The sequence below is a fragment of the Pseudobutyrivibrio sp. OR37 genome (assembly GCF_900113655.1).
In the GTDB taxonomy this organism is placed as follows: domain Bacteria; phylum Bacillota; class Clostridia; order Lachnospirales; family Lachnospiraceae; genus Pseudobutyrivibrio.
Genome location: NZ_FOQF01000003.1, coordinates 153,947 through 175,395, shown reverse-complemented (window position 1 = coordinate 175,395; position 21,449 = coordinate 153,947). Strand labels below are relative to the sequence as shown.

Sequence of the window (21,449 nt, the reverse complement as noted above, 5' to 3'; positions counted from 1 at the left end):
CCATAATGATGGGTTAGTGTTGGCAGAGATGACGTCAGAAATTTATTTTTTTTTCAGTAAGTTATATTAGGGATAGTCTAAGATATTTAGCGATTGATGGGTTGAGATATTATCCATCAGAAGCTAATTATGCATTGGTGGAAGGATTGTTAAAATCGGATAATAAGAATGTCATTGCTGCTTGTAAAAAATCACTTCGATATATGGAGAAGAAATTAAATATATAATTTTTCTTCTCAAACTAAATAAATAGATTGTGAAGAATTTACTACAACTGAAGGCCATCCATTCTGGTACTTCTTGCTGGCTACTTAGGGAAAGGGCCGCAAGAATTCTGCTTCGCAGGACACCTTTTACATTTCATGTAAAAGTCTATATTTTGATAAGGATGGAGCATTGAGATATTCTGAATATTACTTCCTAGAATAATTTATTAGAACCAGATAGTAGTTATTATGGAAGATTTTACTATCCATGGGAGATTTTACCTTGTAGATAGTAGTGATTTTAGAATTAACTACTATCTAGGGATTATTACTAGCTCTAGATAGTAATGAATTAGTATGAGATTACTATCTGTGGGATATTTTACTCTGTGGATAGTAATGGAATTGAAAAGGCTTACTATCTAAGGATTATTTATGATTTAAGATAGTAGTTAATTGATTTTACACTACTACCTATAATGAATTTCTAAGTGAAGATAGTAAAGTATATCAACTGCATTGTCAGTTTAAGTAGTATTCATACTGAAATGGAATAGTTTAGTTAGGCATGAGAACAAATATGGCTGGAGTATTATTGGGAATAGGAGTATGGCCGGGAGACCCGGAAATACGATATAAAAAGACTATCAGTCATGATTTTGAAATGACAAGTGACCCTAAATGCCTAAGAATATTTCACAAACGACACATATTTGTTGCTTTATAGTATTTAATATGCTATATTATCAAGGCTAATATAAAAAGAAAAGGAATTTAAGAGAATGATGTTTAAAAGAAAAAATGAGGATTTAGTCGTTGAATCTAATGGGGGTGTTTACAATGGGTCAATTGAGGAAAATTTTTCAGTTGAGGCTATTAAGGAAAATGTACCTGCAGGTATTGTAGGAGCTTTCTTAGGTGGAATTATTGGTTCATTGCTAATTGTGTTAATTGGTTTATTAGGGTTCGTTGCATCCATTGGTGGAGTCGCAGTAGCAGTAACAACTCTTACAGGCTATGAAAAGTTTGCAAAGAAGCTCAGTGTAAGAGGTATTGTAATTAGTGTAATTGTAATGATTATCATTATTACATTTATTACACGTTTGGAATGGACTATTGATATTTGTATGGAAATGTCAGAGTACGGTGGAGATATTAGTCCTTTGGCTGTATTCCTTAATATGCATGCTATTTTAAAAGAATTTGATTGTGTTGCTGATTATGTAAAAGAAATAGTAGTTCTATTTATTTTTACAGCTATAGGTGCTGTGCCTACTGTTAAAAGGAAATATATTGAAAAATCTGCTCCTGCTAAAGTAAAAAAAGCCAGAACAATGACAGAGATAGCAGCTGATGTTGAAAAGTAAGATATTCTCTTACCACTTGAAAAAAAAGAATTTTGGTATAAAATAGTTAAGGACTGCAATTTTGCGGTCCTTTAGTTAATTTTGAAGTTGAGAGGAAATATAAATGAGTAAAGTAAGAACACGTTTCGCACCATCACCAACTGGTCGTATGCACGTTGGTAATCTTCGTACAGCTCTTTATGCATATTTAGTAGCTAAGCACGAGGGAGGAGATTTCCTTCTTAGAATAGAAGACACCGATCAGGAACGTCTCGTTGAAGGCGCTGTTGATATTATCTATAGAACACTTGCAGCTACTGGCCTTATCCATGATGAAGGTCCAGATAAGGACAAGGGTGTTGGCCCTTACGTTCAGTCAGAGCGCCAGGCAGCTGGTATCTATCTTGAGTACGCTAAACAGCTCGTTGAAAAAGGTGAGGCATATTATTGCTTCTGTGATGACAAGCGTCTTGAGGAGTGCAAGCAGGTTATCGGTGGTAAGGAAATTCACATCTATGACAAGCATTGTCTTAATCTTTCAAAGGAAGAGGTAGAGGCAAATCTTGCCGCTGGAAAGCCTTATGTTATCCGTCAGAACAATCCACGCACAGGCACAACTACATTCGTAGATGAGCTTTACGGAGAGATTACAGTTGATAATGCAGAGCTTGATGATATGATTCTTATCAAGTCTGATGGATATCCTACATACAATTTTGCAAACGTAGTAGATGATCATCTTATGGGTATTACTCACGTTGTTCGTGGTAATGAGTACATTTCATCATCACCAAAGTACAATCGTCTTTACGAAGCATTTGGTTGGGAAGTACCAAAGTACATCCACTGCCCACTTATTACAAACGAGGAGCATCAGAAGCTTTCAAAGCGTTCAGGTCACTCTTCTTACGAGGATTTAATCGAGCAGGGCTTCCTTACAGAGGCTGTTGTTAACTTCGTAGCATTACTTGGTTGGTCTCCAGAAAATGATAACGAAATCTTCTCTTTAGAGGAGCTTGTTAAGGAATTCGATTATCATCGTATTTCAAAGTCACCTGCAGTATTCGATATCACAAAGCTTAAGTGGATGAATGGTGAATACATGAAGGCTATGGACTTTGATAAGTTCTATGAGATGGCTGAGCCATACCTTAAGGAATACATTAAGGGCGATTACGACCTTAAGAAGATTGCCAAGATGGTTCAGACAAGAATCGAAATCTTCCCAGACATCAAAGACCACGTTGATTTCTTTGATGCAGTACCAGAGTATGACAGCTCAATGTATACTCACAAGAAGATGAAGACAAATGAGGAAACATCACTTGCAGTTCTTAAGGAACTTTTACCTGTTCTTGAGGCTCAGGATGATTACTCTAACGATGCTCTTTATGCACTTCTTTCAGGATTTGCTTCAGAGCACGAATATAAGAATGGATACGTGCTTTGGCCAGTTCGTACAGCTGTTTCAGGAAAGCAGATGACACCTGGTGGAGCAACAGAGCTTATGGAGATTCTTGGAAAGGAAGAATCAATCAAGCGTATCAAGGCAGCAATTGAAAAATTATCATAATTAAAAAAGGTTGGGGAACCTAGTATTTTGGTAAGTTAGACTATTAGGAGATTTATGAATCTGAATGATAGTCAGCTTAAAGCTGTAATGAAAAAGGACGGGCCATGTATGGTTTTGGCAGGTCCTGGTAGCGGTAAGACCGCGGTGCTTACACGAAGAGTAAGCGAGCTTATAAAATCTGGTGTCCCAGCTGAAGAGATTTTAGTGATTACTTTCACTAAAGCAGCAGCGATTGAAATGAAGGAACGTTTCGATAGGTTATCAGATGATGTTTATCCGGTGACCTTTGGAACGTTCCATTCTTTATTTTGGGGGATTTTAAAGGCAGAGCTTGGTTACAAGCAATCTGATATTTTGATGGGTAATGCCAGAAATAAAGTGCTGTATGATTCAATGCAGGCTATAGATAGCAGATTAGAGGATAATTCTCTTGTTAGTTCTTATGCGGGAGAGCTGTCTGCATTTTATAATTCGTCCCTTGATATCGGTCAGTACATTCCAAAATATGTGCCAAAGGATGAGCTTATCAAATTTGCAAATAGGTATGAAGCCTATAAACAAAAGTATCATGTGATAGATTTCGACGATATGCTTACAAAGACCTACAAGCTATTTAAGGAAAGACCTGATATTTTGGCTAAATGGCAGAATAGGTTTTCATATTTTCTTGTGGATGAAATGCAGGATATGAACGACATTCAGTTTGAGTTAATTTCCATGCTTGCTAAAAGGACTAAAAATATTTTTTGTGTGGGAGATGATGATCAATCTATTTATGGCTTTAGAGGCGCTAATCCAAAGCTGATGAATAGGTTTGTGGATACCTATAAGGATACGGAAATTATAGTGTTGGATTTCAATTACAGAAATCCTGAAAATGTTGTGGTCCAATCCAGCAATCTGATTTCAAAAAACACCTGCAGGTTTGATAAAAATATAAATAGCACAAAGGAAGCGGGCACCTTTAAAATACAGGGCTTTGAGGATGAATTCCAAGAGGCAAGGGGTGTAATAGAACAAATTAATCAATTGCGAAATAGTGGCACAGCTTTTGATGAAATAGCTATACTGTATCGCAATCATACTGATGCCAGATATATAGTTGATGGGCTGATTAATGAGAAGCTTCCATTTTATCTGAAGGAGCAAATGCCTAATATTTATACTCATTTTATAATCAAGGATATTGAAGATTATTTTCAGATTGCTATCGGAAATTGTACCAAGGAAAGGCTTTTATCCATCATCAATAGACCAAATCGATATCTGCATAGAAGAGCAGTGGAATTCGGCGGAAATCTAGAAGGGATGCTTAAGTTTTATCAAGATTCACAATCTGGCTATAGGCAGGTTCAGGCTTTAATCAATGATATAAATCTTATTTCAAAAATGAGTCCTGTAGCGGCCATAAATTATATTAAAAACATTGTTGGTTATAGCATGTTTTTGCGGGAGGAGGCTGTAAAAAAGCAGGTTCCAATTAATGAATACATGGAGATTTTGGATTTTCTAACAGGAGTACTTAAGGACTGCAGAACCATTAAGCAAAGTATTGATAAGCTGAATATTCTTAGGCTTAAGGTTGATTATGAAAACAAGAACAAATCTCAGGATAAAAGCGGAAAAATAGGATTATATACAATGCACGCAAGTAAAGGCCTGGAATTTGAAAATGTTTTTATAATATCCGTCAATGAAGGAATAGTCCCTACCAACAAAGCGACCACTAAGGAGGAGCTTGAGGGAGAGCGAAGATTGTTTTATGTAGGAATTACACGAACGAAAAGAAATTTGTTTTTAAGCTATACAAATAAAAAGAACCGGGATAAATCCCGATTCTTAAGAGAGCTGGATTATTCTTCGTCGAGGCTTTCACCATAAAGCTCGTCGAATTTTGCTGAAACAGCTGCGTATTCTTCATCTGATTCGATGTTATCAAGTGAAGGAGCGCCTGTTTCATCCTCAAAGTAACGATAGATGTAAACTTCTCCATCAGGGTTTTCCTCACCATTTTCATCGAGAGGTAAAAGGACAATATAGTCCTGTTCTCCTATATCGAAGATTGTGAGGATTTCGCATGTTACTTCAGAACCATCATCTAGATTAAGAGTGACAACAACGTCATCGTCTTCGTTGTCAACTGGAAATACTTCATTTTCGTTCATGTTTAGATATCCTTCCTAATAATTTATTTGTTTAAGACATGTCCTTATGATATAATTCATCAGGAATATTGTCTAGTGAAAATGAAAAATTTCGTTGAAATTACGTGTATTAATACACTATGCGATTGAATTGAGGCTTATTTATGAAGATAACTAGAGGTGATTTTGGGGAATTCGGCCCTAGAATCGGAAAAAAGAATTCAATAATTATAACTTTATCAATTAAGGCAAACACTGAAAAAGCAGGGATTGTTTTGTTTGATAAATCATCGAAAAAAAAGCTTGATGAAATTATTCTGACTGACGACTACGCAATTGGCAGAGTATATTCTGTGGAGATTTCAGATGTTGACATAGAAAAGCTTTGCTATCTTATAAAAGAGGATGACCAGCTTTACGTTGACCCTTATTCCACTGTTATTTGTGGAAGGGATAAATGGGGTGACGAAAATGGCCGCAAGGCATCTGAATTCAAGGTATATTCAGGTATTGGCAATCTTGAAAAGCCTTGGAAGGATTATGAAGTGTACATTGAGCCTAAGGACATGGTTATGTATAAGCTTCATATGAGGGGCTTTACTGCAGGAATGGGCATGAGCTCATCTAGAGTAGGCACCTATAAGGGGTTATTATCCAAGCTTGGTTATTTAAAAGAGCTTGGCATTACAAGTGTTGAAATAATGCCTGTATATGATTTTGAAGAGCTTTTCCTAGAGAGGAAGATGTCTATTTCTCCTAAAGGAAAGATTACCGAGGTATGTGAATACACAGGCAAGCGCAATTATTGGGGCTTTGGCGAGGCTTCCTATTTCGCACCTAAGGCAGCTTATTTTGGCGGAAGTGAAAAGGCCATCGCTGGCTTCCGTGACATGGTATCTACCTTCCATAAGAATGGTCTTGAAATCATTATGGAAATGGTTTTTGCTGCCACTACTTCTGCAGAAATGATTATTGACTGCTTAAAGTATTACGTTAAATATTTCCATATCGATGGTTTTCATTTGGTGGGATGCACCTGCCCAATAGAGCGTATTGCAAATGAGCCATATCTTGCTAATACAAAGATTTTCTACGAGTATATTCCAGAGGAAATACTTTGTAATGAAAAGGGAAGAAAGCATCTATTCATTTACAATGATTCCTTTATGAATGTCACAAGACAAATCGAGAATCACATGAATGGTAGCATGGTACAGTTTGCAAATCATATGCGCAGACAAAATAGCGCCTACGGCTTTGTAAATTACATGGCTAATGTAAATGGATTTTCTCTTTGGGATTCATTCTCTTATGGAGAAAAACATAATTTTGATAATGGTGAAGATAATAGAGACGGTACAAACAACAACTATTCCTTTAATTATGGAATAGAAGGCAAGACCACCAACAGAACTATAAATGCAAATCGTTTTAGAGAGATGCGAAACGCTTTTACTGCGTTGATGCTGTCCCAAAGTGTTCCTCTATTTGTGGCAGCTGATGAGGCTGCGGCAACACATCTTGGTAATAATAATCCATATTGTCAGGACAATAAGGTGGGTTACACAGTATTCTCTAAGACTAAGAGCAAAGAGGAGCTTACCGCTTTTGTTAAAAAGCTTGTGGAATTTAGAAAGAATCATAAATGCTTAAGAGCGGAGTCGCCATTTTTAATGAACGATTACAAACACTTAGGCTTACCTGATATGTCCTTCCATGGAACAGAGCCATGGATGATGTCTATCGGTGAGGAACAGAAGGCTCTTGGAGTTTTATACAATGGTGCTTACGTAAAGGAAAATGAGGAAGTTTTCGTTTGCTATAATTATCACTACGATAGTGTAAATATGGCGTTGCCTTTACTTGCCCCTGGAAAACGATGGCGTTTATGTTTTAATACAGCAGATTATGATGGCGATTTTTCACCAAAGCCAATCCATGATCAACAGACAATTGATGTTCCAGGCAATTCCATTAGCGTTTTAGTTGGAATTAAGATAAAGAAGGGTATGAATTAAATGAAAGCTTGGGAACATTTTAAAACAATTACACATCATAGACACTTAGTTATGAAGGGCTGCTTTGCAGTAGGTCTATATAAGCAGGGCCTTTTACACGATTTATCGAAATATTCACTTGTGGAATTTCGTGTTGGGGCAAAATACTATCAGGGTGATAAAAGCCCAAACAACGCTGAAAGAGAAGATAAGGGCGTATCAATGGCCTGGCTTCATCACAAGGGAAGAAATAAGCATCATTTTGAATATTGGATTGATTATGCCTTAGACGGAAAATCCGGAATGGCTGGTATGAAAATGCCTGTTAATTATGTTGTAGAAATGTATTGCGATAGAGTTGCTGCTTGTAAGACTTATCAAAAGGAAGCCTATAAGGATTCAAGTGCATTGGAATATTATAACAGGGGTAAGGCCAAATATTTAATGCACGAGGAAACAGCAAGGCTGCTAGAGGATATGCTTACACATCTTGCAGAATATGGCGAAGAGTCTACTAATGAGTATATACGAAAGAATATACTTCATAATAAATAATATTTTTGGAGAATAATGCTATGGAAAAAGAAAGAAAAGTTTTATATTCGGGTATGCAGGCTACAGGAAAGCTTACACTTGGTAATTATATAGGAGCTCTTAAGAATTGGGTAAATCTTAACGAAGAGTACGATTGCTTCTTTGGTGTAATGGATTTACATTCACTTACAGTTAGACAGAACCCTACAGAGTTTAGACAGAATGCTAGAAGAATCTACACACAGTATGTTGCAGCTGGTCTTGATCCTAAGAAGAACTGCATTTATTTCCAGTCACACGTTCCAGCTCACGCAGAGCTTGGTTGGGTTTTAGATTGCTTTACCTATATGGGAGAGCTTAACAGAATGACTCAGTTCAAGGATAAGTCTGCTAAGCATGCTGATAACATTAACGCAGGTCTATTTACATATCCTGCACTTATGGCTGCTGACATTTTACTTTATCAGGCAGATTTGGTTCCAATTGGCGCTGACCAAAAGCAGCATTTGGAGATTTGCCGTGATGTGGCTGAAAGATTTAACAATATCTATGGTGATGTATTTACAATCCCTGAAGGATATTTCCCTAAGGCAGGAGCTAGAATCATGTCTTTAGCAGAGCCTAACAAGAAGATGTCAAAATCTGACGAAAATGTAAATGCTACAATTTATCTTATCGATGATAAGGATACAATTATCCGTAAGTTCAAGAAGGCTGTTACAGATTCAGATGCTGAGGTTAGATATGATGTAGAAAACAAGCCTGGTGTTTCAAATCTTATGGAAATCTATGGTGTCGTTACTGATAAATCTATGGACGAGGTTGCTAGAGAATTTGAGGGCAAGGGCTATGGCGATTTCAAACTTGCTGTTGGTGAGGCAGTAGCAGATATGCTTGAGCCATTCCATGCTAGATGTGCACAGCTTGAAAACGATAAGACCTTTATCAACGAGTGCATCAAAGAAAACAGCGAAAAGGCTGCTTACTTTGCCAATAAGACACTTAGAAAGGTTCACAAGAAGCTTGGCTTAACAGAAAGAATCAGATAGTTATTTTTAGCCTTGAATAGAAGACGGGAGTATGTTATTATAACTCCTGTCTTTTTTTCTATTTACTTAATAATTCCCAGAGGAGTTTAATTGTATAGTATTGTAAATACAGCTACCATTTATGGTATCGATTCTAAGCTTATATCTGTTGAGGCAGATATATCTGAAGGTATGCCAATTTTTGAGATGGTTGGATACCTTTCATCTGAGGTGAAGGAGGCAAAGGAGAGAGTTAGAGCTGCTCTAAAAAATGCAGGGTATGCTTTGCCTGTAAAAAGAATCACCATCAATTTATCACCAGCTAGTATAAGAAAAACTGGAGCAGGCTTTGATTTGCCCATCGCTGTGGCGATTTTATCTGCTATAGGCATCATTGAGTGCGAAAAGCTTCCAACTATATGCCTGTGCGGAGAAATTGGCTTAGACGGCAAAATACAGCCAATAAACGGTGTGCTATCTATGGCTATCGAAGCGAAGAAGAATAATTTAGAAATTTTGATAGTACCAAAGGAGAATCTTACAGAAGCAAGACTGGTTTCGGGGATAAAAAGCATTGGTGTTGAAAAAATTACAGATGTAATTGAACTGATGAACGCAGGTCGATTTGAGGAAGAAAAAATTGAAGTGATCACAAAAACACCTGCAAATGAGGATGAATACGATTTTTCTATGATTAATGGCCAGCAGGCTCTTAGACGAGCATGCGAAGTAGCAATTTCAGGAATGCATAATATGCTTATGGTGGGACCGCCGGGAGCAGGAAAATCCATGATAGCAAAATGCATCCCCTCTATATTGCCTGAAATGGATGCAGACGAACAACTAGAGTTGTCAAAGATTTATTCAGTATGCGGAATGTTTGATGAACGCAAGGGCTTGATTCAAGCCAGACCGTTTAGAAGCCCCCATCATACAGTATCAGCCCAGGGGCTTGTTGGAGGAGGTCATAATCCTCATCCGGGAGAAATATCATTGGCACATAGAGGCGTTCTGTTTTTAGACGAGATGACAGAATTCAATAAAAGCACACTTGAAATTCTGCGTCAGCCATTAGAGGACAAGCAGGTGAACATTTCAAGGGCGGCAGGTAGCTTTACCTTCCCTGCGGATTTTGTACTGGTGGCAGCCATGAATCCTTGCTCCTGCGGATATTATCCGGATTTAAACAGATGCCACTGCACAAGGCTTTCCATCCAAAGATATCTTTCTAAGATTTCCCAGCCTTTACTTGATAGAATTGATATCTGTGTAGAGGCACCAACTTTGAATTTTGCTCAAATCACAATGAAGCAGAAAAACGAAAGCTCAGCTGAAATCAGAAAAAGGGTAATTGCCTGCCAGAATATCCAAAGAAAACGCTATGAAAACTATGATTTTAAATTCAATAGCCAGATACCAAGTGGCCTTATTGAAAGGTTTTGTCCTCTTACAGATGAGCAGACAGAATATATGCAGGCTATGTACGACAAATATTCCCTCACTGCCAGAACCTACCACAAGGTTTTAAGGGTGGCAAGAACCCTTGCGGATATGGCATCCAGTGAGGATATTAAGCTGGAGCATCTGCAAGAAGCCTTGTGCTATAGAGGCTTGGATAAAAGATACTGGGAGGTGGGAATCTAATGAATGATTTACATTACCAGTATTGGTTCATGAAAAACGAGGATATAAGCTACGGGAAAAAGCCTAAATTAATCGAATACTTTAACGACAGCTTTAATATTTATAGGGCTACCAAAGCAGAACTGATGGCATCAGGGCTGTTAGAGGAAAAAACTGTTGATGCATTTTTGGAGCACAGGAAAAGCTTTGATTTGCAAAAGGAGTTTGATGAATTCAATAATTCTCCATTTTCTTTTATTACAATGGAAAACGATTTATATCCGAAAAAGCTTTTAAATATTTATGATTATCCCTATGGTCTGTTTTACATTGGGAAGCTTCCTAGCTTTGAAAGGGCGGTATCTATTGTAGGAGCCAGAAGATGCAGTGCCTACGGAAAAAAGCTGGCCATAGAATTAGGCGAAAAGCTAGGGGAAAATGGTTTTACAGTAATAAGCGGTATGGCTAGAGGCATTGATTCCTACGCTCATAGAGGCTGTCTTGATAAAGCTGGAAATACAGTTGCGGTTTTGGGAAGCGGCTGTGATATAATATATCCGCATGAAAACAGATTATTATATGAAGAAATAGTTTCATCTGGCGGAGCTGTAATTTCTGAATATCAAATGGGCGCAAGTCCACTTCCCATGAATTTTCCAAGAAGAAATCGAATAGTTTCAGCTTTATCTGATATTGTGATAGTGGTAGAGGCGAGAGATAAATCTGGTTCCTTGATTACAGCAGATTTTGCATTGGAGCACGGAAAAGATATTTACGTCACTCCAGGTCGAATAGGAGATTCTCTTAGTACAGGAACAAACAAGCTAATCGCCCAGGGGGCTGGAATTATCTATGACATAGACAGCTTTATAAATGAAATGTTAGGCATATACGGACAGGATGTAGTGCAATCAAATATAAAAAAGAATAAGATTAATCTTAATTTTGAACAGAAAAAGGTATATGATATGTTTGATGACTATCCAAAAAGTCTTGCCACAGTTTTAGAAGAAAGCAAGATGGACTATTTAAATCTGATGTCAGTTGTGTTATCTCTAGAGAAGATTGGGGTGCTGACAGAGGTCTTTAAAAATAATTACGTAAAAAATGGAACGATTTGTACCTAGATTATATATTCTTTAAGGAATTGTTCCATCAATACACAAAGTTTTCCTTGAAAACAAAAAAATAATGTTGTATAGTGAAAAACGATTTCTATTTTAAGATATAGGAGCAAATTTAAATGGCAAAAAATCTAGTTATTGTAGAGTCGCCTGCTAAGGTGCATACAATTAAGAAATTTTTAGGTAGCAATTATGAGGTTATGGCTTCACAGGGACATGTTAGAGACATGCCAAAGAGCCAGCTTGGATTTGACCCAGATAATGATTTTGAACCTAAATATATTACAATTCGTGGTAAAGGGGAGTTGCTTGCTGCACTTCGTAAGGAAGTGAAGAAGGCTGATAAAATATATCTCGCAACTGATCCCGACCGTGAGGGAGAAGCCATTTCTTGGCATCTGACTCACGCCCTTAATTTACAAGATAAAAAGGTGTACAGAATCACCTTCAATGAAATTACAAAAACTGCTGTTAAAAATTCACTTAAGAATCCTAGAGAGATTGATATGGATCTTGTTGATGCACAGCAGGCAAGACGTATGCTTGATAGAATGGTTGGATACAAGATTTCACCACTTCTATGGGCAAAGGTTAAGAGGGGCTTATCAGCTGGACGTGTTCAGTCGGTAGCTCTTCGTATTATCTGCGACAGAGAAAAAGAAATTGAGCAGTTTATTCCACAGGAATATTACACACTTGATGTTTTACTTGATGCAGAGCATTCAAAAAAGCCTATTGTAGCGAAATATTATGGAGATACATCAGGCAAAAAGGATATCTCTGATAAAGAGAGCCTTGATAAGATAATGGAAGATTTACAGGGAGCAGATTTCAACATTGCTTCTATCAAAAGAGGTACTAGAGAAAAGAAGGCACCACTTCCATTTACAACATCTACTATGCAACAGGAAGCCTCAAAGGCTTTGAATTTCTCAATTCAAAAGACTATGAGCGTTGCACAGCAGTTATACGAAGGTGTTAGCGTTAAAGGCCACGGAACAATCGGTCTTATCACATATCTTCGTACAGATTCCACCAGAGTTTCAGATGAAGCTAGAGCAGCAGCTGAAGAATTTATTACAGCTAATTACGGTGAGAACTATCTTTCAGAGGTAGCTTCAACTGGTAAGAAGAATACAGGTAAGGTTCAGGATGCCCATGAAGCAATCCGTCCTGCCAACATAGAGCTTATTCCATCAGAAATCAAGGACAGTCTTACAAGAGACCAGTTCAGACTCTATCAGCTTGTTTGGAAGAGATTCGTTGCAAGCCAGATGTCAAATGCCATATATGATACAGTATCTTTAAATGTTCAGGCTAATAATCATGTATTTACTGCAGCTGATTCATCTATCAAATTTGATGGATTTATGATGATTTATGTATCTGCTGATGATGAGGAGGAATCTAAAACTCATCCACTTTCAAAGCTTACAGAAGATACAAAGCTTAAGTTTAACAGTTTTGAGGAAAAGCAGCATTTCACACAGCCTTCACCTCATTTTACAGAGGCTTCTCTTGTTAAGACCTTAGAGGAGCTTGGAATTGGTAGACCAAGTACCTATTCACCTACAATTACAACATTAATTAAGCGTCATTACATTACAAAGGAAGCTAAAAATCTTTTCGTTACAGAATTAGGCGAGGTTGTTAATTCAATTATGGAAGCATCCTTCCCAATTATTGTTGATGACAAGTTTACAGCTAACCTTGAGCTTCTTCTTGATGGAGTTGAGGAAGGTACAGTTGAGTGGAAATCAGTAGTCAGAAACTTTTATCCTGATTTGGAAAAGGCAGTAAAGATTGCTGAGGAAGAGCTTGCAAAGGTAGAGATTCATGATGAGGTAACTGATGTTATCTGCGAAGAATGCGGACGTAACATGGTTGTAAAATTTGGTCCTCATGGTAAGTTCCTTGCCTGCCCTGGTTTCCCAGAGTGTCGCAATACAAAGCCATTCCTTGAAAAGATAGGAGTGCCTTGCCCTAAGTGTGGCGGTGATGTTGTAATCAGAAAGTCACAGAAGGGTAGAAAGTTCTTTGGATGTGCAAATCATCCAGAATGTGATTTTATCAGCTGGTCTAAACCAACTACAGAAAAATGTCCTAAATGTGGTACATACATGGTTGAAAAGGGCAATAAATTAGTTTGCGCCAACGATGAATGCAGATTTGTTGAAAATCAGAATAAATAGTTATAATATTCTGAAATTAATTGTAATTTGTTTTAATCGGTGCTATAATATACACAAATTTCACAAAATAGGGGATAGATGATTATGAATATTTGAGTATGTTTAGATTTAGGAGGAATATAGTTTAAATGAGTGTACAGTTATTAGACAAGACAAGAAAGATTGGAAAGCTTCTTCACAATAACAATTCTTCGAAGGTAGTGTTCAATGATATTTGTTCTGTTCTTACAGAAATCCTTGATTCTTCAGTTCTTGTTATTTCAAAGAAGGGAAAGGTCCTTGGACTTTCACATCTTCCAAATACCACAGAGATAGGCGAGCTTATCGTGGATGAGGTAGGTGGATTTATCGACCCTCTTTTAAACGAAAGATTACTTTCAATCCTTTCAACAAAGGAGAATGTAAATCTTAAGACTCTTGGTTTTGAAAAATCTGATATCGATATGTATTCAGCAATCATTGCTCCAATTGATATTGCAGGCGAAAGACTTGGAACTTTATTTGTTTACAGATTCGATAAGCAGTATGATATTGACGATATCATTCTTACAGAGTATGGCACAACAGTAGTTGGACTTGAAATGATGCGTTCAGTAAATGAAGAGTCAGCTGAGGAAAACAGAAAGCTTCAGGTTGTTAAGAGTGCTATCTCAACACTTTCATATTCAGAGCTTGAAGCAATCATTCACATCTTTGATGAATTAGATGGTAATGAAGGGGTGTTGGTTGCATCAAAAATTGCCGATAGAGTAGGTATAACAAGATCAGTTATCGTAAATGCTCTTCGCAAGTTCGAGTCAGCAGGTGTTATCGAGTCTCGTTCTTCAGGTATGAAGGGTACATACATTAAGGTGTTAAATGATGTGGTATTTGATGAGCTTGATGAAATCAAGAAAAATAAATAAACGGATTTGTGTATTAAAAGGACTTACTTAAAGTAGGTCCTTTTTTGCATCTTTAAAAAAATGGGTTATTTTTCATAACTTATACACAAAAATGTCATAAGATATATATAGGTATTTCATAAGAAAAAAGCGGCATAACACTATTTATAGTATCTGGCTTTTGTGTAATATACCATATGATGTAAAAAATCCTTGTGTTTTTTTATATATAATTTATAATTAAATTAATCTAGGAGGATTGTAATATGATTAGTTCAGATGCTTTTGGATTCATCAACGCTCTAGACAGCACCGCAGATGTGAGCTGGCAGAGACAGACACTCATATTGAATAATATGGCTAATGACGATACTCCTGGTTATAAAAGACATGATATTGAATTTGAAAGTGTCCTAAAAAAAGAGCTTCTAGGCACTCGCGAGACATCTCTTGAGCGAGCTGTTAATAAGCTGGATGATGATGGACACAAGGTCGAAGGAATAGAATATACAGATTATAAAAATTATTCATATAGATTAGACGGTAACAATGTAGATATGGATACCGAAAACGTAGAGCTTGCATCAGAGACTCTAAGGTATCAGGCACTAATGACTAGTACTACCAACGAAATTAATAGGTTCAAGTCTGTTATTAAGTAGTGGGGATAAGGAGGTAGACTATGGGATTATTTCAGCCTTTTGATATTGCAGCTACGGGCATGACGGCACAGCGTTTCAGAATGGATGTTATTGCAGAAAATATCGCAAATGTTAGCACCACAAGAACTGAAAACGGCGGTCCATACCGAAGAAAAATTGTTACTTTCCAGGAAAAACAGCTTAAAGCTGGTGTTCCTTCTTTTAGACATATTTTGAAGGATAGTACAGCAGCATACATGGGAAATGGTGTTAAGGTTACCAAGGTTTCTGAGGACACAGAAACGGATTTTATTATGGCCTACGACCCATCTCATCCAGATGCTGATGAAAACGGATATGTTAGATACCCTAATGTAAATACTGTTACAGAGATGACCAATCTTATTGATGCCAGCCGTTCTTACGAGGCTAACGTTACAGCCTTCCAGGCAATCAAGAGTATGGCATCATCAGGAATACAGGTTGGACAGTAAATATATCAAGGGCAGGGGAGGAGCTAAATGGATATAACTGCTATTAAGGAATTATATGGCGCTACGCCAGTTACATCCACAGCAGAAGTAAAAGTGGATGCAGATACAGGGTTTCAGAGCATGTTGGATTCTGTTATGAATTTGGTAAATGATACAAATTCACAGATTCAAGCTGCTCACAAGGAGGAGGTTGCATTTCAGTTAGGTGAGACAGATAACACTCATGATTTGATGATAGCTGAACAAAAGGCCAATATCGCCCTTCAGTACACAGTTGCTGTTAGAGACAGAGTGTTAGAGGCTTATCAGCAAATCATGCAGATGCAAATCTAGTTAATGTGTTTAAAGGGGAGATCATATGCCAGAACAGATTCAAGCTATCATTAATCGAATACTTGAATGGTGGAGGAAGTTTACGAAACGACAGCAGGTTTTGATTATTTCAATAACTGCTGTTGTTCTTGTGTCATTCATTATTTTAGGTATTGTCATCACGCGTCCTAACATGGTGGAGCTGATTCAGTGCGAGGACGGAGCACAGGCGGCTCAGGTTAAGGAGCTTTTAGAAGGAGAGAACATAAAATACGAAACCAGCGAGGATGGCTTCACATTTTATGTAGAAGATAAGGACTATGGACAGATGAATGTTGTCCTTGGTTCAAATGATATTCCAAGTTCTGGTTATTCCATGAAGGATGTCTTTGATGGAAGCTTTTCTACCACAGAGGCTGACAAACAAAAGATGTATAAAGAATTTCTAGAGCAAAAGTACGAAAAGACTCTAGAACTACAATCAATGATAGAACATGCAGATGTAATACTAAATATTCCTGAGCAGGATGGAACGTTAATCGCAAAAAGAGATCCATCTTGGGCTACAATTACACTTTCATTATCATCTGAAATGCCAGAAGAAACAGCTAGAGGCCTTGCCCGATATGTAGCCTGCACCTTAGGAAATGATAACACTGATAATATTGCTATTATGGACACTGAAGGCAATATGCTTTTCCCAGGAGATGAGGAGACAACATCCTTATCCAGTGCGAAAGGCAATCAGGATGTTAGAGAAAAGGCCAGTCATGAGATATCGGAAAGAGTGCATAAGGTATTAGAGGGAACAAATCTTTACGATGATATTTCTGTTGGCGTTAATCTTTCTATGAATTTTGATGAAAACAGCTATGTTGATTACGATTATTCAATAGATGAAGGTCGTACAGAAGGCTATCTAGATAGCGAATCAGGTTCCAGCTCTAACTCAGTAAATGGCGCAGGTGGTGTTCCAGGAACGGATACAAATGATGAAGATACCACCTATGTTATGGAGGACAATAATCAAACTGAAACATCTACAGAAGAATTCTATAAGGACTATTTGCCAGATGAGAGAATCACCACTCATAAGGATGAAATGGGAAAACGAGTTTTGGATGATTCATCTATATCTGTAACATGTAAAACCTATGCAATATATAATCAGGACAAAATGGAAAAGGATGGTACTCTAGAGGAGGCTGGCCAGACCTTCGATGAATTTGTAAAGGCAAATTCAGACCCAATTCAGCAGGAGGTATCTGACGATATTGTAGAGGTTGTAGCTCAGGCTACTGGCTTCCCGGTTGCCAGAGTAAAGGTCGTTGCGTATGAAATTCCAATGTTCCAGTACAAAGAGGGACCTGCAATTTCAATTACGGATATACTTCAAATCGTACTTGCATTCCTTATCTTTGCAATGCTTGGCTTCGTTGTATTTAGAAGTCTTAAGACTGAAGAAGAGGAACCAGTGGAGCAGGAGCTTACCATTGACGATTTGATTGCTTCCACTCAGGAAGAGGAGGAAGAAGAACTTGAGGATATTGGTTACACTGAGAAATCAGAGGCACGTATCCTTATCGAAAAATTTGTGGATGAGAAACCAGAAGCTGTTGCGCAGCTTTTGAGAAACTGGCTAAACGAGGATTGGGGAGCATAATTTATGGCAACTGAAGATTTAAATGGCGTACAAAAAGCAGCTATACTTTTAATTGCCCTTGGCCCAGAGAAATCCGCTCAGATTTTCAAACATCTCAAGGAAGAGGAAATAGAGGAACTTACACTTGAGATTGCGAATACCAGAAGCATTTCTCCAGCGCTCAAGGAAGAAGTTCTTGAAGAATTTTATCAGGTGTGTCTTGCACAGCAATACATTGCAGAAGGTGGTATTGGCTACGCAAAAGAGCTTTTGGAAAAGGCCCTTGGCGACGACAGAGCACAGGATGTTATTACAAAGCTTACTGCCAGCTTGCAGGTTAGACCTTTCGAGTTTATTCGAAAGACAGAGCCTTCACAGGTACTTAACTTTATACAGGAGGAGCATCCACAGACAATTGCTATGATTCTTTCATACCTGTCGGCGGGACAGGCATCCCTTATTATTGGGGCACTTCCACCTGAAAAACAGGCGGATGTTGCAAAACGTATAGCAATGATGGATAGAACATCACCTGAGGTTATCAAAGAGGTTGAGCGAGTGCTTGAAAGAAAGCTATCATCTCTTATCAATCAGGATTACTCTATCGCTGGTGGTGTAGATGCTGTAGTTAATATTCTTAATACTGTAGACCGTGGTACAGAAAAACGTATCATGGAATCTCTGGAAATCGAAGAGCCAGAGCTTGCAGAAGAAATCAGAAAGAAGATGTTCGTATTCGAGGATATCTTGCTTCTTGATGATAGAGCTATTCAGCGTGTTCTTAGAGATGTTGATAACTCAGATCTTGGAGTTGCACTTAAGGGAGCTAATGATGAGGTTCAGGCAGCTATATTCAAGAATCTTTCTTCTCGTCTTGCAGCGATGATTAAGGAAGATATGGAATTCATGGGACCTGTACGAATGAAGGATGTTGAGGAAGCTCAGCAGAAGATCGTTGGTATTATCAGAAAGCTTGAGGATTCCGCAGAAATCGTAATTTCAAGAGGTGGAGGAGACGAACTTGTTGTCTAGTAAAAATGTCATTTATGGCTTTACTGTTGCACCGGATAGTGTGGATGAAGAAGGGGAAAGAGAATCTGCAGTTATTGATTCTAACGACCTGGTAAGACGCATTATCCAAAAGCAGGAAGAGGAATATAAGGCAAAGCTTCTAGCTGAAGAGCGTGAAAGACGTCTTGCGGCCATGCAGGAATCGGGAGAAGAGGTTCCTGATGGTATGGACGTGGATGAGTTCTTGGGACTGGTGGACACTATCTCTCAACAGGAGGAAGAGCCTGTAGATATGTCGGAACAGACAGAGGCTATTCTTAATGAGGCCAGAGAGGAAGCTGAACGCATTATTGCAGATGCTAATGCTCAGGCTGATGAAATTCTTTCTGCTGCCCAATTAAATGCCGATGCCATGAAAAATCTTGCCAGACAGGATGGTGAAAAGGAAGGCTACAACGAAGGTACTCAGCGAGCAGCCCTAGAGCTGCAGGATGCCCAAATGCAGATGCAGTCAGAGGTAAGCCGTATCCAAAACGACTACATGGAAAAGCAGCTTCAAATGGAGCGGGAAATCGTAGAAATGTGCCTACCTGTTTTTGAGCATGTTTTTTCAGTGGAGTTAGGTGGACGAAAGGATGTTATTTATCATCTTTTGGATCACTGCATTATGAAGATAGAACGCACTGGTCAGATGCAGATTAAGGTCAGTGATGCTAATGCCGAATTTATAAAAAGCAAAAAGGACGAGATACAAGGAAAGATTGGAGCAGAGGTAGGTCTTGATATAATAGCAGACCCACTTTTGAATGATAGTCAATGTATCATAGAAACTGATGGGGGTATTTTTGATTGCAGTATTGATACAGAATTAGATAATCTTATACGCGAGATAAGAGCCTTGAGTTAAGGAGAAGATAATTTTGGATGTGAATTCTTTAATGCAGCTTGTTGAAAAAGATTATTTTAAATCTCTTGGCAAGGTGGTTAAGGTAGTAGGACTTACAATTGAATCAGTTGGACCAGAGGCAAAGCTACGTGACTTGTGCGAAATCATCGTAGAGGGGTCTCATGAACGTATAAAAGCAGAGGTTGTCGGATTTAAGGACAAACGTCTGCTTTTGATGCCTTATGAGAATGTTGAAGGTATCGGCGTTGGTTGCATGGTGGAAAACACAGGTCATCCTCTTGGGGTTGCAGTTGGGAATGAGCTGTTAGGTCATTTGGTAGATGGACTTGGTGTGCCATCGGATGTGGATGATTTGACAAGCTTTGAGAATTTGATTGAATACCCTGCTGAGGCAGATCCTCCAGATCCTATGTCCAGGGTAATTATTAAAGAGCCTCTTTCCTTAGGTGTGAAGGCTGTTGATGGTCTGATAACAGTTGGAAAGGGACAAAGAATTGGTATATTCGCAGGCTCTGGTGTCGGTAAATCTACTCTGATGGGTATGTTTGCCAGAAATACAAAGGCGGAAATAAATGTCATAGCTCTTATTGGTGAGCGAGGACGTGAGGTTAGAGAATTCGTAGAAAATGACTTAGGCCCTGAAGGTATGGCAAGGTCTGTGGTGGTGTGTGCTACCTCGGATAAGCCTGCGCTGATTAGAAAAAAGGCAGCCCTTACAGCTACAGCCATAGCAGAATATTTTAGAGATCAGGGAAGAGATGTACTTTTAATGATGGATTCCCTTACCCGTTTTTCTATGGCCCAGCGTGAGATAGGTCTTGCTTCGGGAGAGCCACCAGTCACTAGAGGCTATCCTCCTTCAGTGTATTCAGAGATGCCTCGTTTGTTGGAGAGAGCTGGAAATTCTGCGGTAGGTTCTATCACAGGTCTTTATACTGTACTTGTTGATGGTGACGATTTCAACGAGCCTATAACAGATACAGCCCGTTCTATTCTTGATGGACATATTATGCTAAACAGAAAGCTGGCACAAAAGAATCACTATCCGGCTATCGATGTGTTGCAATCTATTTCCAGAGTTATGTCTGCTGTGGCTACGCCAGAACATAAGGCGATAGCAGGAAAGCTTAAAAATGTCCTTGCTACCTATCAGGAGGCAGAAGATTTGATAAATATTGGAGCCTATAAAAATGGTTCTAACAAAGCTATAGATTATGCAATTAAAAAAATAGATGCTGTAAATGAGTTCCTGCTGCAGCAGACTCATGATAAGTATGAATTTGATGATATCATTAACCAAATGACGGCTATTTTTGATGATTAAGGGGTAAGCTATGGCAAAATTTGTTTATAGAATGCAAAACATTCTTGAATTGAAACAGAAAATTGAAGAGCAGGAAAAAGCAAATTTTGGTATGGCTACAGCCAGGTTTAATGAGGAGCAGCAAAAGCTTAGAGATTTAATGATTCGCCAGGCTGGCTATGAAAGACAGCTTAGAGAATTGTCAGTAGGTCAGATTGATGTTAAGGAAATCAAGACCTGTAAGAATGCTATCGCATCTATGAAGGTGGCCCTTAGGGACCAAATGATTGAGTTATCCAAAGCACAAAAGGCCATGGAAAATGCCAGAAAGAAGCTTAACGATGTAATGATGGAAAGAAAGATGCATGAAAAGCTTCGAGAGCATGCCTTTGAAGAATTTTTAGATGAAATGGATTATGAAGAAGGTAAGGTAACAGACGAACTTGTTAGCTATTCATATTTTAACACTGAAAAAGAGGAAGGATAAG

19 protein-coding genes are annotated in these 21,449 nt (G+C 38.3%); 18 read left to right on the top strand and 1 reads right to left on the bottom strand.

Annotated features, from left to right (window positions below; translation table 11 throughout):
• The first annotated feature begins 988 nt into the window (after positions 1 to 988).
• The 3 genes from BM097_RS02795 (at position 989) to BM097_RS02785 (ending at position 5,006) form a co-directional block, all read left to right on the top strand.
• Positions 989 to 1,573, top strand: a complete 585-nt coding sequence (locus BM097_RS02795) for a hypothetical protein (RefSeq protein WP_090545673.1) — start codon at positions 989 to 991, stop codon at positions 1,571 to 1,573.
• 103 nt (positions 1,574 to 1,676) lie between these two features.
• Positions 1,677 to 3,125, top strand: coding sequence for a glutamate--tRNA ligase (gene gltX / locus BM097_RS02790; RefSeq protein WP_090545671.1), 1,449 nt, complete (start codon positions 1,677 to 1,679; stop codon positions 3,123 to 3,125).
• A 54-nt stretch (positions 3,126 to 3,179) separates the two neighbouring features.
• Complete coding sequence (locus BM097_RS02785) at positions 3,180 to 5,006, top strand: ATP-dependent helicase (RefSeq protein ID WP_090545668.1); 1,827 nt, start codon at positions 3,180 to 3,182, stop codon at positions 5,004 to 5,006.
• On the opposite strand, the gene BM097_RS02780 is transcribed toward BM097_RS02785, so the two are convergent.
• On the bottom strand, positions 4,979 to 5,290 hold the full coding sequence (locus BM097_RS02780; protein WP_090545666.1) for a DUF1292 domain-containing protein: 312 nt from the start codon (positions 5,288 to 5,290) through the stop codon (positions 4,979 to 4,981). The two genes, BM097_RS02785 and BM097_RS02780, sit on opposite strands and share 28 nt — an antisense overlap.
• A gap of 143 nt (positions 5,291 to 5,433) precedes the next feature.
• Here BM097_RS02780 and BM097_RS02775 point away from each other — a divergent pair, with 143 nt between their 5' ends.
• From BM097_RS02775 to fliJ, 15 genes are all read left to right on the top strand, one after another.
• Positions 5,434 to 7,287, top strand: coding sequence for an alpha-amylase family glycosyl hydrolase (locus BM097_RS02775; protein ID WP_090545664.1), 1,854 nt, complete (start codon positions 5,434 to 5,436; stop codon positions 7,285 to 7,287).
• On the top strand, positions 7,288 to 7,821 hold the full coding sequence (locus BM097_RS02770) for a DUF5662 family protein (RefSeq protein WP_090545661.1): 534 nt from the start codon (positions 7,288 to 7,290) through the stop codon (positions 7,819 to 7,821).
• Positions 7,822 to 7,841: 20 nt separating this feature from the next.
• Positions 7,842 to 8,849 (top strand): tryptophan--tRNA ligase, encoded by a 1,008-nt coding sequence (gene trpS, locus BM097_RS02765; RefSeq protein ID WP_090545659.1) that lies wholly within the window; start codon positions 7,842 to 7,844, stop codon positions 8,847 to 8,849.
• 90 nt (positions 8,850 to 8,939) lie between these two features.
• Positions 8,940 to 10,472 (top strand): YifB family Mg chelatase-like AAA ATPase, encoded by a 1,533-nt coding sequence (locus tag BM097_RS02760; RefSeq protein ID WP_090545656.1) that lies wholly within the window; start codon positions 8,940 to 8,942, stop codon positions 10,470 to 10,472.
• Positions 10,472 to 11,578: a DNA-processing protein DprA gene (gene dprA, locus BM097_RS02755; RefSeq protein WP_090545654.1), complete on the top strand. Its 1,107-nt coding sequence runs from the start codon at positions 10,472 to 10,474 to the stop codon at positions 11,576 to 11,578. Before BM097_RS02760 ends, dprA begins: the two co-directional genes overlap by 1 nt.
• Before the next feature lie 116 nt (positions 11,579 to 11,694).
• Positions 11,695 to 13,767, top strand: coding sequence for a type I DNA topoisomerase (gene topA / locus BM097_RS02750; protein WP_090545652.1), 2,073 nt, complete (start codon positions 11,695 to 11,697; stop codon positions 13,765 to 13,767).
• 128 nt (positions 13,768 to 13,895) lie between these two features.
• Positions 13,896 to 14,672 (top strand): GTP-sensing pleiotropic transcriptional regulator CodY, encoded by a 777-nt coding sequence (codY, locus tag BM097_RS02745; protein WP_028236272.1) that lies wholly within the window; start codon positions 13,896 to 13,898, stop codon positions 14,670 to 14,672.
• Between the two features lie 245 nt (positions 14,673 to 14,917).
• On the top strand, positions 14,918 to 15,313 hold the full coding sequence (gene flgB, locus BM097_RS02740) for a flagellar basal body rod protein FlgB (protein WP_090545650.1): 396 nt from the start codon (positions 14,918 to 14,920) through the stop codon (positions 15,311 to 15,313).
• Between the two features lie 20 nt (positions 15,314 to 15,333).
• On the top strand, positions 15,334 to 15,786 hold the full coding sequence (gene flgC / locus BM097_RS02735; RefSeq protein ID WP_090545648.1) for a flagellar basal body rod protein FlgC: 453 nt from the start codon (positions 15,334 to 15,336) through the stop codon (positions 15,784 to 15,786).
• 27 nt (positions 15,787 to 15,813) lie between these two features.
• Positions 15,814 to 16,119 carry a flagellar hook-basal body complex protein FliE gene (gene fliE / locus BM097_RS02730; protein WP_090545646.1) on the top strand — a complete coding sequence of 102 codons (306 nt, stop codon included), beginning with the start codon at positions 15,814 to 15,816 and terminating at the stop codon, positions 16,117 to 16,119.
• 25 nt (positions 16,120 to 16,144) lie between these two features.
• A complete protein-coding gene (locus tag BM097_RS02725; protein ID WP_090545644.1) occupies positions 16,145 to 17,761 on the top strand; it encodes a flagellar M-ring protein FliF C-terminal domain-containing protein in 1,617 nt (538 codons plus the stop codon).
• 3 nt (positions 17,762 to 17,764) lie between these two features.
• The gene (fliG, locus tag BM097_RS02720; RefSeq protein ID WP_090545642.1) at positions 17,765 to 18,772 is read left to right on the top strand and encodes a flagellar motor switch protein FliG; all 1,008 of its coding nucleotides are present in this window, start codon (positions 17,765 to 17,767) and stop codon (positions 18,770 to 18,772) included.
• The gene (locus BM097_RS02715) at positions 18,762 to 19,658 is read left to right on the top strand and encodes a FliH/SctL family protein (protein WP_143084948.1); all 897 of its coding nucleotides are present in this window, start codon (positions 18,762 to 18,764) and stop codon (positions 19,656 to 19,658) included. Before fliG ends, BM097_RS02715 begins: the two co-directional genes overlap by 11 nt.
• A gap of 31 nt (positions 19,659 to 19,689) precedes the next feature.
• Positions 19,690 to 20,982 (top strand): flagellar protein export ATPase FliI, encoded by a 1,293-nt coding sequence (gene fliI, locus BM097_RS02710; protein WP_090545712.1) that lies wholly within the window; start codon positions 19,690 to 19,692, stop codon positions 20,980 to 20,982.
• 10 nt (positions 20,983 to 20,992) lie between these two features.
• Positions 20,993 to 21,448 carry a flagellar export protein FliJ gene (fliJ, locus tag BM097_RS02705; RefSeq protein WP_090545638.1) on the top strand — a complete coding sequence of 152 codons (456 nt, stop codon included), beginning with the start codon at positions 20,993 to 20,995 and terminating at the stop codon, positions 21,446 to 21,448.
• Position 21,449 lies beyond the last annotated feature (1 nt).

Bases quoted from the DNA above. Each gene is read 5' to 3' on its own strand.
- BM097_RS02795 (WP_090545673.1), top strand. From the start codon at position 989: ATGATGTTTAAAAGAAAAAATGAGGATTTAGTCGTTGAATCTAATGGG.
- gltX (WP_090545671.1), top strand. From the start codon at position 1,677: ATGAGTAAAGTAAGAACACGTTTCGCACCATCACCAACTGGTCGTATG.
- BM097_RS02785 (WP_090545668.1), top strand. From the start codon at position 3,180: ATGAATCTGAATGATAGTCAGCTTAAAGCTGTAATGAAAAAGGACGGG.
- BM097_RS02780 (WP_090545666.1), bottom strand. From the start codon at position 5,290: ATGAACGAAAATGAAGTATTTCCAGTTGACAACGAAGACGATGACGTT.
- BM097_RS02775 (WP_090545664.1), top strand. From the start codon at position 5,434: ATGAAGATAACTAGAGGTGATTTTGGGGAATTCGGCCCTAGAATCGGA.
- BM097_RS02770 (WP_090545661.1), top strand. From the start codon at position 7,288: ATGAAAGCTTGGGAACATTTTAAAACAATTACACATCATAGACACTTA.
- trpS (WP_090545659.1), top strand. From the start codon at position 7,842: ATGGAAAAAGAAAGAAAAGTTTTATATTCGGGTATGCAGGCTACAGGA.
- dprA (WP_090545654.1), top strand. From the start codon at position 10,472: ATGAATGATTTACATTACCAGTATTGGTTCATGAAAAACGAGGATATA.
- topA (WP_090545652.1), top strand. From the start codon at position 11,695: ATGGCAAAAAATCTAGTTATTGTAGAGTCGCCTGCTAAGGTGCATACA.
- codY (WP_028236272.1), top strand. From the start codon at position 13,896: ATGAGTGTACAGTTATTAGACAAGACAAGAAAGATTGGAAAGCTTCTT.
- flgB (WP_090545650.1), top strand. From the start codon at position 14,918: ATGATTAGTTCAGATGCTTTTGGATTCATCAACGCTCTAGACAGCACC.
- flgC (WP_090545648.1), top strand. From the start codon at position 15,334: ATGGGATTATTTCAGCCTTTTGATATTGCAGCTACGGGCATGACGGCA.
- fliE (WP_090545646.1), top strand. From the start codon at position 15,814: ATGGATATAACTGCTATTAAGGAATTATATGGCGCTACGCCAGTTACA.
- BM097_RS02725 (WP_090545644.1), top strand. From the start codon at position 16,145: ATGCCAGAACAGATTCAAGCTATCATTAATCGAATACTTGAATGGTGG.
- fliG (WP_090545642.1), top strand. From the start codon at position 17,765: ATGGCAACTGAAGATTTAAATGGCGTACAAAAAGCAGCTATACTTTTA.
- fliI (WP_090545712.1), top strand. From the start codon at position 19,690: ATGCAGCTTGTTGAAAAAGATTATTTTAAATCTCTTGGCAAGGTGGTT.
- fliJ (WP_090545638.1), top strand. From the start codon at position 20,993: ATGGCAAAATTTGTTTATAGAATGCAAAACATTCTTGAATTGAAACAG.